Below are 14,297 nucleotides of genomic sequence, written 5' to 3' on the forward strand. Positions count from 1 at the left end.
CATCATCAACGGGGTGCCGGAAAAGCTGATGCGGGTGGGCTGCGGTTCCGCCACCATCGGGATGTTCGCCAAGCAGTGGCACGGCCATGTCGACGAGGTCGTCGTGGTGGATGATCATATCACCGGCGTGCTGAGCGAGCATGAGGCGGGCCGGGGGTTGGAGATGACGCCTTCGGGCATCAGGGTAAAGGGGCGCAGGTCCACCCCGGGGCGCTATTTTCAGGTGGCCGAGCCGGGCACCGGCTGGGGCGGGACGGACGTGGAGGACCCGCTGTCGATCCTGAAACCCGCCGACCCCAAGAAGGCATGGCCGGGCCTGCGGCTGCTGATGATCTCCACCACCGGGGAGCAATGGGGCTATTTCGTGCTGGATGACGATCTGCAGCCACGCCCGGCGGAGATCACCGCACCCTTGCTGGCCGTTGCCGAAAGGATTGCGGAGAATTGCGAACCGTCGCCCTGTTCGGTCCTCTTCATGGGGGGGGCCGGGGGATCGCTGCGCGCGGGGGTCACGGAAAACCCCGTGCGACTCACCCGGTCGGTCAAGGACGGGCTGACCTATGTCTCCTGCGGTGGGGCGGAGGCCTATGTCTGGCCCGGGGGCGGGATCACCGTGATGGCCGACGTGATGGACATGCCGACGAACTCCTTCGGCTATGTGCCCACACCCGCGCTCGTGGCGCCCATCGAATTTACCCTGCGGCGCGAGGACTACGGCGCGCTCGGCGGTCATGTGGAACATGTGCGCCCTGTGGCGGAGGTGATCACCCCCGCCGTGCGCAAGGTGGGCCCGATGAATCAGCAGCCGGACCCGAACGATCATCGCAACTACACGTGGAAGCGGGGCCGGGAATGAGCATTCAGGTCGCGCGGTTGCCGGGGAACCGGCTGCACCTTCAGCACGGGCCCATCGATCTGGTGATCGGGGCCAATGGCGCGCGCGAGCCTGCCTTTGCCGCCGCCGAAGATCGCTTTGCCACGATACTGGCGGAACTGACGGCGGAACTGGACCTGCTGCGCCGCCCCGTGACGGCGGGGGATGTGCCGAAGGGCGCTGTGGCACGGCGGATGCATGAGGCCGCGCGCCCCTTTGCCGATGGCCAGACCACGCCGATGGTGGCCGTTGCCGGTGCGGTGGCCGAAACCGTGCTTGCCGCCATGACCGATGCCGCCCCGCTAGACCGGGCCTATGTCAACAACGGGGGCGACATCGCCCTGCACCTGCGGGGTGCTGCGCGCTTCGACGTGGCGCTGGCCACCCCGGACGGTGGCCGCTGGGGTAGCCTGAGCCTGACTGCATCGGATGCGCCGCGCGGAATCGCCACCAGCGGGCGGGGCGGGCGGAGCCACAGCCTCGGGATCGCGGATGCGGTCACGGTGCTTGCACCCTCCGCCGCCATGGCCGACGCTGCCGCGACGATCATCGCCAACGTCGTTGACCTGCCGGGGCATCCTGCCGTTCTCCGCAAACCTGCGAGGGAGCTGCGCGAGGACAGTGATCTGGGCGACGCGCCCGTCACCCTTGCCCTCGGCCCCCTGTCGCCCGAGGATACCGCGCGCGCGCTGGAGGCCGGCCTGCGGCGGGCCACGGAATTGCAGCAAGGCGGGTTGATCGCGGGGGCGGCTCTGTTTCTGCGGGGGCAGGCGCGCCTGCTCGGCCTGCCTGCGTACCAGCGCCATCCCCTGAAGGAGTTCGCATATGCATGACGTCCTCATTCGCAAGACTTCGGTCTGCGTCGAAGAGATCTTTCACGAAGGCGGCCCCGTCGCGGACCGCCCGCCCAAGCGCGGCTGGATCATGTCGGTGATCCGCAACCCTTTCGCGGGCCGCTACGCCGAAGAGATCCAGCCCTTCATGGAAGACCTGAAGCCGCTGGGCCTCGGCATGGCGCAGAAGCTGCTGGCCGCATTGGGCGGGGAGGCATCGCAAATCGAAGGCTATGGCAAGGGCGCCATCGTCGGAACGGCGGGCGAGTTGGAGCACGGCGCGCTCTGGCATGCGCCGGGGGGCTACGCCATGCGCGACGTGCTGGGCGGGGCGAAGGCCATCGTGCCCTCGACCAAGAAGGTCGGCGGGCCGGGCACGCGGCTCGATGTGCCCGTCACCCACGTGAACGCCTCCTACGTGCGCAGCCATTTCGACAGCATCGAGGTCGGCCTGCCGGATGCGCCCCGGGCCGATGAACTGGCCTTTGTGCTGGTGATGACGACGGGGCCGCGCGTGCATCACAGGGCCGGCGGATTGGCGGCTGCGGAAATCGAAGGAAAGGACGGATTGAGATGAAGGCCGAGATACGCAAGATCGCCACATGGGTGGAGGAAACCCGCCGCGAAATGGGGCGGGACATCGAGCCGCCCACCCGCAAGGCCGTGGCGGTGGCTGTCATCGCCAACCCCTTTGCGGGCCGCTACGAAGAAGACCTGTCGGACCTGATGGAGATCGGGGCCGAATTGGGCGGGGTCCTGGGGGAGCGCTGTGTAAAGGCGCTGGGCATCACGCCGGCGCAGGCGGAAAGCTACGGCAAGGCGGCCATGGTGGGCGAGGCGGGCGAGCTGGAACATGCCGCGGCGATCCTGCACCCCAAGCTGGGCGCGCCATTGCGCAAGGCGGTGGAAAAGGGCGCGGCGCTGGTGCCGTCCTCCAAGAAGATGGGGGGGCCGGGGCAGGTGCTGGACGTGCCGCTCGGCCATAAGGACGCGGCCTATGTACGCAGCCATTTCGACGGGATCGAGGTGCGGCTGAACGATGCGCCCCGCGCGGGCGAGATCATGGTTGCCGTGGCGGTCACCGACAGCGGTCGCCCTCTGCCGCGCGTGGGCGGGCTGACCCACGAAGAGGCGGAGGGCAAGGACGGGCTGCGCTAGGCGCGCTTGACGCGTTAGAGCTTGTCGAGGAGGGAAAGAAGCCGCGCGGCCTCCCGCTTGGTCAACCGGGCCAGCGTTTCTTCGGAAATGGCGCGGGCGGTGGCGACAGCGTCAGACGCAAAACGAGTCCCCTCCGTCGTCAACGAGATATCGAGCCGCCGCATGTCGGTGCCCGAAGGCGCGCTTTGCACCAGCCCCTTGCGGCGCAGCCGGTCCACAACGCCTTTGGTGGTCGCGGCATCCATGCCCACGCTGCGGCCCAGCTGGTTCTGGCTGATCTGGCCGGTTTCGCGCAGCTTGGCCAGAACGGCGAACTGGGTTGGCGTTACCTCGGGCAGGCGGCGCGAGAAAATCTCGATATGGCGCTGACTTGCGAGCCGCAGCTTGAAGCCGATCTGGTCCTCCAGCCGGTAGCTTTCGGCCCCTCGTGTCGGGGGCGTATCGGGGTCGGCGCGGGGTGGGGTATCGGTTGGCAAATGTGTCGTCCTTCGCTGAAGCGCCGCGGGCCGCTGCCTGCGGCACCGGTGGAATACCGGGCGCTTTTGCTACTTATAGCTGCCAAAATTTTGTTTGACAGCTAACAATTTCTTGGTGCTTCATGGGGCCATCGCTTCCGGTCCCGATGCAACCTTGAAGGAGCAGGCCGCATGCCATTCGTCAAGAACAGCTGGTACGTCGCCGGGTGGTCAACGGATTTCGAGGACCGGCTGGTCCCCCTGACGATCTGCGCCCAGAACCTCGTTTTGTTCCGGACCCGCGCGGGCGAAATGGTAGCACTAGAGGACCGCTGCCCGCACCGCCTTCTGCCGCTGAGCCGGGGCAAGCGCATTGGCGATACGATCCAATGCGGCTATCACGGCATGACCTTCGGGGCCGACGGGCGTTGCGTCCGGGTGCCGGGGCAGTCGAACCTGCCCAAATCGGCCTATGTAGACGCCTATCCGACGCTCGAACGCCATGGGATCGTCTGGATCTGGATGGGCGAGCCAGAGGCGGCGGACCCGGCCCTGTGCTTCGACATGCCGGAGCTTGCGGATCCGAACTGGCATGTCCACCACGGGGACAAGCTGCATATCCGCGCCAATTACCTCAATGTGGCGGAAAACCTTGTCGACCCGGCCCATGTCAGCTTCGTGCATCCCACGACACTGGGCAATGCGGCGTCGGAAAACGTCCCCGTCCACGTCAAGACCGGCGGCGAGGCAATCGTCGCCTGGCGCTGGATCCGCGATGCGGAACCGATCGGCTTTTTCAAGAAGTTCGGCGGCTTTTCCGGCAACGTGGACCGCTGGCATTACTACTACCTGCATCTGCCCTCCACCGCGGTGATCGATTTCGGCAGCGCCGACGCCAATCTTGCCCTTCCGGAGGAGGAGCGGGACAAGGGCGTGCGCATCTTCGCGCTGCATTTCGTCACACCGGTGGAGGAAGGCTATACCATCGATCACTGGATGCATCTGCGCAACACCGCGCTGGGTGACGAAGAGGCATCCGAGCAGATGGACCGCATGTTTCGCATTGCGTTCGACGAGGATAAAGCCATTCTGGAGGCGATCCACGAAGAGGAGCAGCGCCCTCAGAAGCGCAAACCCATCCGCATCGCGATCGACAAGGGCCCGAACGTGTACCGGATGCGCATCCGCGACATGCTGGAGGCCGAAGCCACGGTCGATCTGGGCGAACCGGTATCGCCGGTCTTCGTTCAGCACGACTGATCGACATTGAACAATCGGGGCGGCTCGGACCGTTCCGCAACGACAGGGGGACATGATGAACAGAAAGACATTCCTGACGGGCATCACGGGTCTGGTGGCAGCCAGCACATGGGCCGCGAGCGGCATGGCGCTGATGGCGCAGTCCGGTGAGCCGATCAAGATCGGAGAGATCAACCACTACAAACGCCTCGCCGCCTTTGCCGAACCCTACAAGAAGGGCATCGAACTGGCGCTGGAGGAGATCAACGCCGAGGGCGGCGTGTTGGACCGCCCGCTCGAATTCATCTTCCGCGACGATCAGGGCGATCCGGGCGAGGCGATCAAGATCGCCGAAGAGCTGATGACCTCCGAAGGCGCCGCCATGATCACCGGCTCCATCCTGTCCAACGTGGGGCTGGCCATCGCCTCGCTCGCGGCGGAAAAGGAATGGGTGTACCTCGCGGCGGAACCGTTGGCCGATGCCGTCACATGGAGCCAGGGCAACCCCTGGACCTTCCGGCTGCGCGCCTCGACCTATATGCAGGCCGCCATGCTGGCCGAACAAGCCGCCCAGACCGATGCCGTGAAATACGCGACCATCGCGCCCAACTACGCCTACGGCAAGGACGCGGTGGCGGCCTTCAAGGAGGTGCTGACCGAACTGAAGCCCGAGGTGGAGTTCGTGGGCGAGCAATGGCCCGCGCTCTTCAAGATCGACGCGGGCGCCGAGGTTCAGGCGCTGGAACGGGCAAAGCCCGATGCGATCTATAACGTGACCTTCGGCCCCGATCTGGCCAAGTTCGTCCGCGAAGGCGGCACCCGCGGCCTGTTCGAGGGGCGCACCGTCTATGGCCTGCTGTCCGGGGAGCCTGAATATATCGAACCGCTGGGCGACGAGGCCCCGGAAGGCTGGGTGGTGACCGGCTATCCCTGGTACGATTTCACCGAAGACGACGGTGCCAACAAGGCCTTCGTCGATGCCTATCAGGCCCGCTGGGAAGAAACGCCCAAGCTGGGATCGCTCGTGGGCTACATGACGGCACAATCCATCGCCGCCGCCATCGAAAAGGCGGGATCGACAGAGGGTGACGCCATTCGGCAGGCCTTCGAGGGGCTGACCGTCGAAACCCCGGTCGATACCATCACCTTCCGCGAAATCGACAACCAGGCGACCATGGGCGCCTTCGTCGGTAAGACCATGCTGAAGGACGGTGCCGGTGTGATGACCGACTGGACCTATAAGGACGGTGCCGACTACCTGCCGTCCGACGAAGAGGTGGCCAAGCTGCGCCCCGCCGAATAGGCGCGCGCAGGATAGCCCAAGCTCCCCCGGCGTGGTCCGGGGGACGCCACCGGTCCAGCAGGAGAGTTCATGGGTCTGTTCATCGCACAGCTTCTGACCGGGCTTGCCAATGCCGGTGCGCTTTTCATGGTGGCCTCAGGCCTGTCGCTGATCTTCGGCGTGACCCGCGTGGTTAACTTCGCCCATGGGTCCTTCTACATGCTGGGCGCCTATGTCGGCTATACGCTGATGCAGGTGCTGCCCGGTGCGGTGGGCTTCTGGGGCGCGATCCTGCTGGCCGGGCTGATCGTTGGGCTGATCGGCATCATCGTCGAGATCTGCGTGCTGCGCCCCGTGTATTCCGCGCCCGAACTGTTCCAGCTTGTGGCGACCTTCGGCGTGATCCTCGTGATACAGGACCTTACCCTGATGATCTGGGGGCCGACGGACCTGCTGGGCCCCCGCGCGCCGGGGCTGAAGGGGGTCGTGCGGATCATGGGCGAACCGGTGCCGCAATATGACATCGCACTCATTGTCATCACGCCCTTTGTGGCGCTGGCCCTGTGGTATCTCATCGCGCGCACGCGGGTGGGCACGCTGGTCCGGGCCGCCACCCAGGACAGGGAGATGGTGGGCGCACTTGGCGTCAATCAGGCGTGGCTCTTTACCGGGGTGTTCTTTCTGGGCTGCGCGCTTGCGGGCCTCGGCGGGGCCTTGCAACTGCCCAAGGGCGGCGCGGATCTGCTGATGGATTTCTCCATCCTCGCGTCCGTCTTCGTGGTGGTGGTGATCGGTGGCATGGGGTCGCTGCCGGGGGCCTATCTGGCGGCGGTGATCATCTCCGTCCTCAATGTCTTCGGGGTGACCTACCTGCCGCAATCCACGCTGGTGCTGATGTTCGTCGTCATGGTGATCGTGCTGATGGTGCGCCCCTTCGGCCTTCTGGGCCGGGAGGAGGTCGCCGGCGAACACGGCCAGGTCGGAGAGCCCGAGCGCCCGATCCGCCCGGCGGGCACCGGGGTGCGGCTGCTTGTGGCCTTCCTGCTGGCCCTGCTGGCCTCGGTGCCGCTGCTGGGCAGCAACTTCTACAATGTCCTGATCACCGACATCCTGATCTTCTGCCTCTTCGCGGCCTCGCTGCATTTCCTGCTGGGGCAGGGCGGGCTGGTCAGTTTCGGCCACGCGGCCTTCTTCGGTGGCGGCGCCTATGTGGCCGCGCTGCTGGTGACCTATGCGGGCACGCCCATGGAACTGGCGCTGCTGCTGGCGCCCTTGGGCGCGGGCCTTGCCGCCATTGTCATCGGCTGGGTCTGCCTGCGCTCCACCGGGGTCTACTTCGCCATGCTGACGCTCGCCTTCGGCCAACTGCTGTGGAGCCTTGCGTTCCAGTGGGGCGACATCACCGGCGGGGACGACGGGCTGGTCAATATCTGGCCGTCCGACTGGGCCTCGGACAACGTGGTGTTCTTCTACCTCGCTCTCGTTCTCTGCGTCGGTGGCATCCTGCTGCTGCGCCACGCGGCCCATGCGCCCTTTGGCTACGCGCTGCGCGCCGCCCGCGACAGCGCGCGTCAGGCCGAGGCGACGGGGATCAACACCCGCCATGTGCAGTGGGTGGCCTTTACCTTCGCCGGCACCATGGCGGGGCTCGCCGGGGGGCTTTTCGTCTTTTCCAAGGGCAGCGTCTTTCCCAACGAGCTTGAGATCGCGCGCAGTTTCGATGCGCTGATCGTCGTCTTCCTCGGCGGGGTGAAGACGCTGTCGGGCGGCTGGGTGGGCGGCGCCTTCTTCGAAAGCGTGAAGGACGTGCTGACCCGGTTCGAATACTGGCGGCTGGCGCTGGGGCTGCTGATCATCTTCGTGGTGATCGTCGCCCCCGACGGGATCGTCGGCAGCCTGCGCAAGCTCGGTGAACGGCTGGGCTGGCTGCGCGGAGAGAGGGAGCTGCGATGACCCCGGTCCTGTCTGTCCGCAACCTGTCGCGCAGCTTCGGCGCCATCCGCGCGGTGGATGACGTCAGCTTCGATCTCGCCCCCGGTGAGCTTCTGGCGCTGATCGGTCCCAATGGCGCGGGCAAGAGCACCTGTTTCAACATGCTGATGGGCCAGCTTCGTCCCTCGGCTGGAAAGGTGCTGCTGAAAGGGCAGGAGATTACCGGCATGCGGCCCCGCCGCATCTGGCGGATGGGCGTGGGCCGGACCTTCCAGATCACGGCGACCTATGCCTCCATGACAGTAGTGGAAAACGTGCAGATGGCACTGATCTCGCACTACCGCCGGATCTATGCCCCGCTGCCCTATGCCACGCGCCTTTACCGCGATGAGGCGATGGACCTGCTGGAAACCGTGGGCATGGAGGATCAGGCCGACCGGCATTGCGCCGTGCTGGCCTACGGCGATCTCAAGCGGCTGGAACTCGCCACGGCGCTGGCGCATGATCCCTTCCTGCTGCTGATGGACGAACCCACCGCCGGGATGGCCCCGCGCGAACGGATCGGTCTGATGCAGCTCACCGCCGATATCCTGAACAGCAAGGGGATCAGCGTGCTGTTCACCGAACATGACATGGATGTGGTCTTCGCCCATGCGCACCGGGTCATGGTGCTGAACCGCGGCCAGCTCATCGCCAATGGCCCGGTGGAGGAAATCCGCGCAGACCCCCGCGTGCAGGAGGTCTACCTTGGTGGCGGCACCGTCTTCGCCGCGCAAGCCGCGGGGGCCCATGATGCTTGAACTGGAAAGCGTGGATTCCTACTACGGCAAGGCGCAGGTCCTCAGCGACCTCAGCCTTACGGTCGGGGCGGGGCAGGTGGTGGCGCTGTTGGGCCGCAACGGCGCGGGAAAGACCACGACGCTGAAATCGGTCATGCAGCTTGTCCGCCCCCGGGCGGGCCGGGTCACCTTCCGCGGGCAGGACATCACCCGGCTGCCGTCCTACAAGGTCGCGCGGATGGGTCTGGGCTATGTCCCGGAAGAACGGCGCATCTTCACCGATCTCACGGTGCTTGAGAACCTCGAAGTCGGCCGCCAGCCCGCGCGCGATGGCTCGGTCGCATGGACGCAAGGCATGCTCTTCGACCTCTTTCCGAACCTTGCGGAACGCAGGCACAACCGGGGCAAGGCGCTTTCGGGCGGCGAACAGCAGATGTTGACCATCGCGCGCTCGCTCATGGGCAATCCCGCGCTGATCCTGCTCGATGAACCCTCCGAAGGCATCGCGCCCGTCATCGTCGAGCAGATGGCGAGGATTATCCTGCAGCTCAAGACCGAGGGCCTGACGGTGCTGCTCTCCGAACAGAACCTGCATTTCGCACAGGCCGTGGCCGATGCCGTGGTGATCATCGAACATGGCTCCGCGAAGTTCGCGGGCAGCCTTGCCGAACTCAAGGCGCAGCCCGAAATCCGCGACGCCTACCTGTCGGTCTGAGCCGCCCCTTCACCCTTTTTCAAATACTCCCCGCGGAGCGTCCCGCCGCCTGCACCATGCACGGGCGGCGGGGGCGGGCCGCATCAGGTCTTCTTTCGGTCGTCCACGATGTTCATCTGCGCCAGACCGCTCTGGCCCAGATCCACCTTGGCGAAGGGGCCGCCGTGGCACATCTCGCCGGGGTCGGTCACATCCGGGGCATCGGTCTGCGCCAGAACCTCTTCGGCGAATTGTTCGGCATTGTCCTTGGGCCGGTAACCGAGGAAGGAGGCCTTTGCGTTGTCCACCGGGGCGCGGTCGTTGTTGCTGACCCCGTAGATCACCGAGAATCCGACCGACGGCGTATCGATCGCCCGCGTCACGAGGTGGATGAGATCATCGTAGGACAGCCACGACCCCAGCGCGCGGGCGTTGTTGACCTGTGCCGCGCTCAGGATGCGCAGGTGAACCGATTCCAACTGCCGCTTGTCCCAGTACATGCTGCCCATGTCCTCGGTGAAGCATTTGGCCAGCCCATAGAAGGTATCTGGCCGGTGCGGCGCGTCGATGCCGATGAAATCCGCCTTCTTGTGCATCCCCACCGCGTGGATGGAGGAGGCATAGACCACCCGCCGCACCCCGTGCTGCGATGCGCCCTCGAAGATGTTATAGGACCCGATGAAGTTCGGCCCGAGCAGTTCCATGAAGGGCTTTTCGTCGACGATGGCGCCGAAATGGATGACCATGTCGGCGCCTTCCAGCAGCGGCACGATCTCATCGTATTGCGCAAGGTCCGCGCGGTGGTAGCTTTCGCCGTCGTAAAGCGTGCCGATGTCCTCGGCGATATCGGTGCTGACGAGTTCATCGGCCATCTTGCTCAGCGGTTCCCGCAGGTAGGAACCCAGCCGCCCCGCTGCGCCGGTCAGCACCAGTTTTTTCAACTTCATCTCATACATCCTTCAGTTCATTCGGCAATCTTGTCACGCACGGCGGCCAGCAGCCGGTCCGCCCCCTTGGCGAGCAGGCCTGCGTCGGATCCACAGGCCACGAAGGTGAACCCTTCGGAAAGAAGCTCGGCGGCGAAATCCGCATCCGACACCAGCGTGCCCACGGGCATGCCGCGATCGATGAGGCGGCGCGCGGCGGGGCGGATCAGGTCCCAGACCTGCGGCGCCATGGGCTGGCCCAAGAGGCCGATGTCCGCGCCGATATCCGCCGGGCCGAAGAAGATGCCGTCGACGCCGTCCACCTCGGCGTAGGCCACGGCGTTTTCCACCGCTTGCCGGGTTTCAAGCTGGACCAGGATCGCGGTCTCCTCCTCGATCCGGGTGTAGTAATCCGTGATGCGGCCAAAGGCATTGGCCCGCGCGGTCCCGGCCACCCCGCGTTTGCCGCGCGGCGGATAGCGGCAGGCGGCCACGGCGGCGCGAGCTTCCTCCGGCGTTTCCACCATGGGAAAGAGCAGTCCCGGCACGCCCAGATCCAGCAGGCGCTTTACCTTGACGGGATCGTTCCAGTCGGGCCGCACGATGGCGGTCGTGCCGCTGGCGGCGAAGGCCTGAAGCTGGCCCAGCAGCGTGTGCAACTCGTTGGGGCTGTGCTCCATGTCCAGCAGGGCCCAGTCATAGCCCGCGGGCGCAATCGCCTCCGCCGCGTAGGGGCTGGAGAGGCTGACCCAGATCCCCACCTGCCGGTTTCCGGCGCGCATAGCTTTCAGAAAGGGGTTGGTGGACAGTTTCAAATCACGGCCCTTTCTAGGAAAGTCCGGTTTTCCGCGATGCGGTCGTAATCGAAGGGCGAAAGGTCCAACGCGCGGTATTCGCCGTAGGTGATCAGTTCTGCCGTCCCGCGGCCCATCGCCGGGGCCTGCTGCAACCCGTGCCCTGAAAAGCCGTTCACGAAGACGAAATTGCGCAGTTTGACATGCCGCCCCAGGATCGCGTTCTGATCGAGCTTGTTGTAGGCATAATGCCCCACCCAGGCGTTGATCACCTTGACCCGTTCGAAGGCGGGCACGCGGGTGGCGATCACGGGCCAGACCTTGTCCTCCCACAAGTCGTGGTCAAAGGCGAAATCGTCATAGGCAATGTCGGGGTCGTCGTCGGGCGGGCATCCGGCGAGGTAGTATCGCCCGTCTGTGCGCATGTGCACGCCCGAGGGGTCGATCGTCAGCGGCAGGTCGCGGTCCAGCGGTTCGGCGGCGTCGAAGATATAGGTATAGCGCCGCCGGGGCGCCACCGGCAGGTCGATCCCCGCCATCGCGGCAGTGGCCTTTGCCCGGGGACCGGAGGCGTTGACCACCGTGCCGCAGGCGATCCGGCCCGCGCCCTTCAGGGTCACGGCATCGACGTTGGTTCCGCCTTCGTTCAATTCCATCGCTACCACCTCGTCATGGACGTATTCCACCCCATTGCGACGGGCCATCCGGCGGAACCAGTCGAACATGGTGCCGCCGTCAAAATAGCCTTCGTCGATCAGGTTGTGGTTCCCGGCGAGGATGCCATCGAGGTTGTAGAACGGATAGGCTTCCGCGATCTCGTCGCGGCTCATGTGGCGTGTACCTGCGCCCAGTGATTGCTGTATCTGCTGCGCCTCGCGCAGCACTTCCGCAAATTCCGGCGTATCGGCGAGATACATGTAGCCATAGCTTTGCAGGGCCAGTTCCGGCACCTCCGGATCGCCGCCCATGAACTCGCGGAAATTGCGGATGAACTTCGCCCCGAACTGGGACACCCGGATGTTGGTGGCGTTTGAAAACTGCTGCCGGATGCAGCTGTTGGTATGGCTGGTGGAGGCGAATTCGTAAGTCGGGTCCCGTTCCACCACCAGCACCTTGCCGTCAAAGCCGGGCATCCGGGTCAGCCACCACGCCACGGCGGAGCCGTACATGGCACCGCCCACGATCACCACGTCATAGCTGTTGTGCCGCGGCGGCGCGGCCATGCCCTTGTCCGACATCTGGTTTCGGTCCTTCCCATGCTCCGGGCGGCCCCGCGCCGGGCTTTGCAGTAGTCGCGCAGCGACCGCTTTCCGGTCGGAGCCTAGACCGGCCCCTCGGCCAAAGCCAAGCTCTGTGCACGGGCGCGCGCCGATTTTCTGTGCTTCTGCGGGCCGGGGTGTTTCGGGATCGTTTGACATCTCCATCCGGGACCGCAATTCTCGGGCGAGCCGCGCGGGACGTCGCGGAGAGACCGGGGAACCGAGGAGCCGCAGGCCGATGGACCGCGAGGAAATCGAAAGACTGATAGGCCGCGTGGCGCTGAAGGACCGGGCGGCCTTCGAAGGGCTCTACGACCGGGTCAGCGCGAAACTCTTCGGGGTCTGCCTGCGTGTTTTGAATAACCGCGCCGCAGCAGAGGACGCCATGCAGGATTCCTTCGTCAAAATCTGGAACAACGCCGATCGCTACAGCGCGAACGGCCTGTCCCCCATGACGTGGCTCATCACGATTGCGCGCAATACCTCCATCGACCGGCTGCGCGCGCAGCGCAGCGGTCATAGGGATGTGAACGCGCCGGGGTTCGAACTTCCGGCGCCCGGCCCGGGGCCAGAGGAAAGCGCCATCGCGGCGTCCGAAGCGGCGAAACTGGCGGGATGCCTCGACAGTCTGGAGGCCGACCGCGGCGCCGCCGTGCGCGGGGCCTACCTTGACGGGCGCAGCTATGCCGATCTTGCAGAGCAGTTCGGCATACCGCTCAACACCATGCGGACATGGCTGCGGCGGGGTCTTATCGCGCTGCGCGAGTGCATGAGCCTATGAGCGATACGGCACAATTCCACCGCGAAGACGACCTGCTGGCCGCCGAATACGTGCTGGGCCTGCTGGAAGGCGATCTGCACGCGGATGCACGCCGCCGCGCGCAGGAGGACCGCGACTTCGCCGCCCGGGTGGCAGGCTGGCAGGAACGTTTCGCGGCATTGACGGACGATATCGCGCCTGTCGCGCCCTCCCGCAGGCAAAAGCGGGCGCTGCTGGCCACGCTCTTCCCCGAAGAGCAGCGGTCGGTGCTGCGCAGGCTGCGCCTTTGGCGCGGGGTGAGCGCGGCGGCGATGCTCCTTGCCGGGGTTCTCGGCATTATCCTGTGGCAGGATGCAAGCCGGGGACCGGTGCCGGGGGTGACGCCCGATGCGGTGCAGGTGGCGACGCTGACGGGCGAAGACAGCGATCTGCGTCTTCTGGCCGTGGCGGATGCGGCAGGCGACAGTCTGTCCATCCGGCAGGTGGCGGGGGGTCCTCCTCCCGGGCGGGTGCTGGAGCTTTGGGCGATCCTGCCCGATCAGGCCCCCATCTCCATGGGCCTGCTGGCAGAGGATCAGACGACCGTTCAGCTGCCCCCCGCTATGGCGGGCCAGTTGCCCAGCATTACATTTGCCGTCTCCGACGAACCGCCGGGCGGCGCGCCGGAAGGCCAGCCCACGGGCAGCGTCTTGGCGAGTGGTAGTTTCATCACGTTCTGATCACGAATGCGCGTGTAGGATGAAATCATCGTACGCGATGAAACTGTTAGTTAGGGTAATGCGTTAGCCTCACGAGGTAGAAGACCTCTCGGAACGCGGCTCGGTGTGCGACGGCACATGTGTTCGTTAACGCCGCTTCCGCAAAAAGTTTGTGATTATGGGTCGACCTGAGTTGACGATTTATTGGACCGGCGCGTGGCGCCGGTCCAAATTTGGGGACCCTCGCAAGGACGACGGGAGTAAACCATGTTGAGACGAGATTTCCTTCAAACCGCCGGCCTGGCGAGCGTCGGTCTGGGTTTCGGCACTGTCGCGATGGCCGAAGAGCCATTCGTTCCCGGTGTATTCGAAGTGCAGCGCACAGCCGATGAATGGCGTTCAAGGCTGACGAAGGCGGAATATGCCGTCATGCGCAACGGCGACACCGAACGCCCCTTTTCCAGCCCCCTGAACGAAGAGAAGCGGGCGGGGATTTTCCACTGCAAGGGGTGCGAACAGGCGCTCTATTCCTCCGAGACCAAATTCATGAGCGGCACCGGCTGGCCCAGCTTTACCGCCCCGCTCGACAACGCGGTGGAGACGATGCCGGACGA

15 protein-coding genes and 1 pseudogene are annotated in these 14,297 nt (G+C 65.5%); 12 read left to right on the forward strand and 4 right to left on the reverse strand.

What is annotated here, in order from left to right; all coding sequences use genetic code 11:
- The 4 genes and pseudogenes from A3764_RS03850 to A3764_RS03865 all read left to right on the forward strand — a co-directional run.
- Positions 1 to 856 (forward strand): annotated as a pseudogene (locus A3764_RS03850) (6-hydroxynicotinate reductase); the annotation flags it as partial.
- Entirely contained in the window at positions 853 to 1,707 is an 855-nt protein-coding gene (locus tag A3764_RS03855; protein WP_067920734.1) for a UPF0280 family protein, read from the forward strand. The pseudogene A3764_RS03850 and the gene A3764_RS03855, both read left to right, overlap by 4 nt.
- Entirely contained in the window at positions 1,700 to 2,284 is a 585-nt protein-coding gene (locus tag A3764_RS03860; protein ID WP_067920736.1) for an amino acid synthesis family protein, read from the forward strand. Before A3764_RS03855 ends, A3764_RS03860 begins: the two co-directional genes overlap by 8 nt.
- Positions 2,281 to 2,865, forward strand: coding sequence for an amino acid synthesis family protein (locus A3764_RS03865; RefSeq protein WP_067920738.1), 585 nt, complete (start codon positions 2,281 to 2,283; stop codon positions 2,863 to 2,865). Before A3764_RS03860 ends, A3764_RS03865 begins: the two co-directional genes overlap by 4 nt.
- Positions 2,866 to 2,879: 14 nt before the next feature.
- On the opposite strand, the gene A3764_RS03870 is transcribed toward A3764_RS03865, so the two are convergent.
- Complete coding sequence (locus A3764_RS03870; protein ID WP_082851073.1) at positions 2,880 to 3,341, reverse strand: MarR family winged helix-turn-helix transcriptional regulator; 462 nt, start codon at positions 3,339 to 3,341, stop codon at positions 2,880 to 2,882.
- Between the two features lie 171 nt (positions 3,342 to 3,512).
- Here A3764_RS03870 and A3764_RS03875 point away from each other — a divergent pair, with 171 nt between their 5' ends.
- The 5 genes from A3764_RS03875 to A3764_RS03895 all read left to right on the forward strand — a co-directional run bounded on the left by A3764_RS03875 (position 3,513) and on the right by A3764_RS03895 (position 9,267).
- A complete protein-coding gene (locus A3764_RS03875) occupies positions 3,513 to 4,580 on the forward strand; it encodes an aromatic ring-hydroxylating dioxygenase subunit alpha (protein ID WP_067920740.1) in 1,068 nt (355 codons plus the stop codon).
- Between the two features lie 55 nt (positions 4,581 to 4,635).
- Positions 4,636 to 5,862: an ABC transporter substrate-binding protein gene (locus A3764_RS03880; RefSeq protein WP_067920742.1), complete on the forward strand. Its 1,227-nt coding sequence runs from the start codon at positions 4,636 to 4,638 to the stop codon at positions 5,860 to 5,862.
- 69 nt (positions 5,863 to 5,931) lie between these two features.
- A complete protein-coding gene (locus A3764_RS03885) occupies positions 5,932 to 7,794 on the forward strand; it encodes an ABC transporter permease (RefSeq protein ID WP_067920744.1) in 1,863 nt (620 codons plus the stop codon).
- A complete protein-coding gene (locus A3764_RS03890) occupies positions 7,791 to 8,573 on the forward strand; it encodes an ABC transporter ATP-binding protein (RefSeq protein ID WP_067920746.1) in 783 nt (260 codons plus the stop codon). Before A3764_RS03885 ends, A3764_RS03890 begins: the two co-directional genes overlap by 4 nt.
- Positions 8,566 to 9,267: an ABC transporter ATP-binding protein gene (locus A3764_RS03895; protein WP_067920753.1), complete on the forward strand. Its 702-nt coding sequence runs from the start codon at positions 8,566 to 8,568 to the stop codon at positions 9,265 to 9,267. Before A3764_RS03890 ends, A3764_RS03895 begins: the two co-directional genes overlap by 8 nt.
- 83 nt (positions 9,268 to 9,350) lie before the next feature.
- On the opposite strand, the gene A3764_RS03900 is transcribed toward A3764_RS03895, so the two are convergent.
- Genes A3764_RS03900 through A3764_RS03910 form a run of 3 tightly spaced genes read right to left on the reverse strand, consistent with a single transcriptional unit; the run spans position 9,351 to position 12,204 of the window.
- Positions 9,351 to 10,193, reverse strand: a complete 843-nt coding sequence (locus tag A3764_RS03900; protein WP_067920755.1) for an NAD-dependent epimerase/dehydratase family protein — start codon at positions 10,191 to 10,193, stop codon at positions 9,351 to 9,353.
- 17 nt (positions 10,194 to 10,210) lie between these two features.
- Positions 10,211 to 10,987: an HpcH/HpaI aldolase family protein gene (locus A3764_RS03905; protein ID WP_067920748.1), complete on the reverse strand. Its 777-nt coding sequence runs from the start codon at positions 10,985 to 10,987 to the stop codon at positions 10,211 to 10,213.
- Complete coding sequence (locus A3764_RS03910) at positions 10,984 to 12,204, reverse strand: NAD(P)/FAD-dependent oxidoreductase (RefSeq protein ID WP_150121374.1); 1,221 nt, start codon at positions 12,202 to 12,204, stop codon at positions 10,984 to 10,986. The genes A3764_RS03905 and A3764_RS03910 overlap by 4 nt, the downstream gene beginning before the upstream one ends.
- Before the next feature lie 259 nt (positions 12,205 to 12,463).
- Between A3764_RS03910 and A3764_RS03915 the strand changes: the two genes are divergently transcribed.
- The 3 genes from A3764_RS03915 to A3764_RS03925 all read left to right on the forward strand — a co-directional run.
- Positions 12,464 to 13,006, forward strand: a complete 543-nt coding sequence (locus tag A3764_RS03915) for a sigma-70 family RNA polymerase sigma factor (RefSeq protein ID WP_067921516.1) — start codon at positions 12,464 to 12,466, stop codon at positions 13,004 to 13,006.
- Complete coding sequence (locus A3764_RS03920; protein ID WP_067921517.1) at positions 13,003 to 13,704, forward strand: anti-sigma factor; 702 nt, start codon at positions 13,003 to 13,005, stop codon at positions 13,702 to 13,704. Before A3764_RS03915 ends, A3764_RS03920 begins: the two co-directional genes overlap by 4 nt.
- Positions 13,705 to 13,950: 246 nt before the next feature.
- Positions 13,951 to 14,297 (forward strand): peptide-methionine (R)-S-oxide reductase (locus tag A3764_RS03925; RefSeq protein ID WP_067951219.1); only part of this gene is annotated, 347 nt, incomplete at its 3' end.

The organism is Sulfitobacter sp. HI0129 (genome assembly GCF_001635395.1).
Lineage (GTDB): Bacteria > Pseudomonadota > Alphaproteobacteria > Rhodobacterales > Rhodobacteraceae > Sulfitobacter.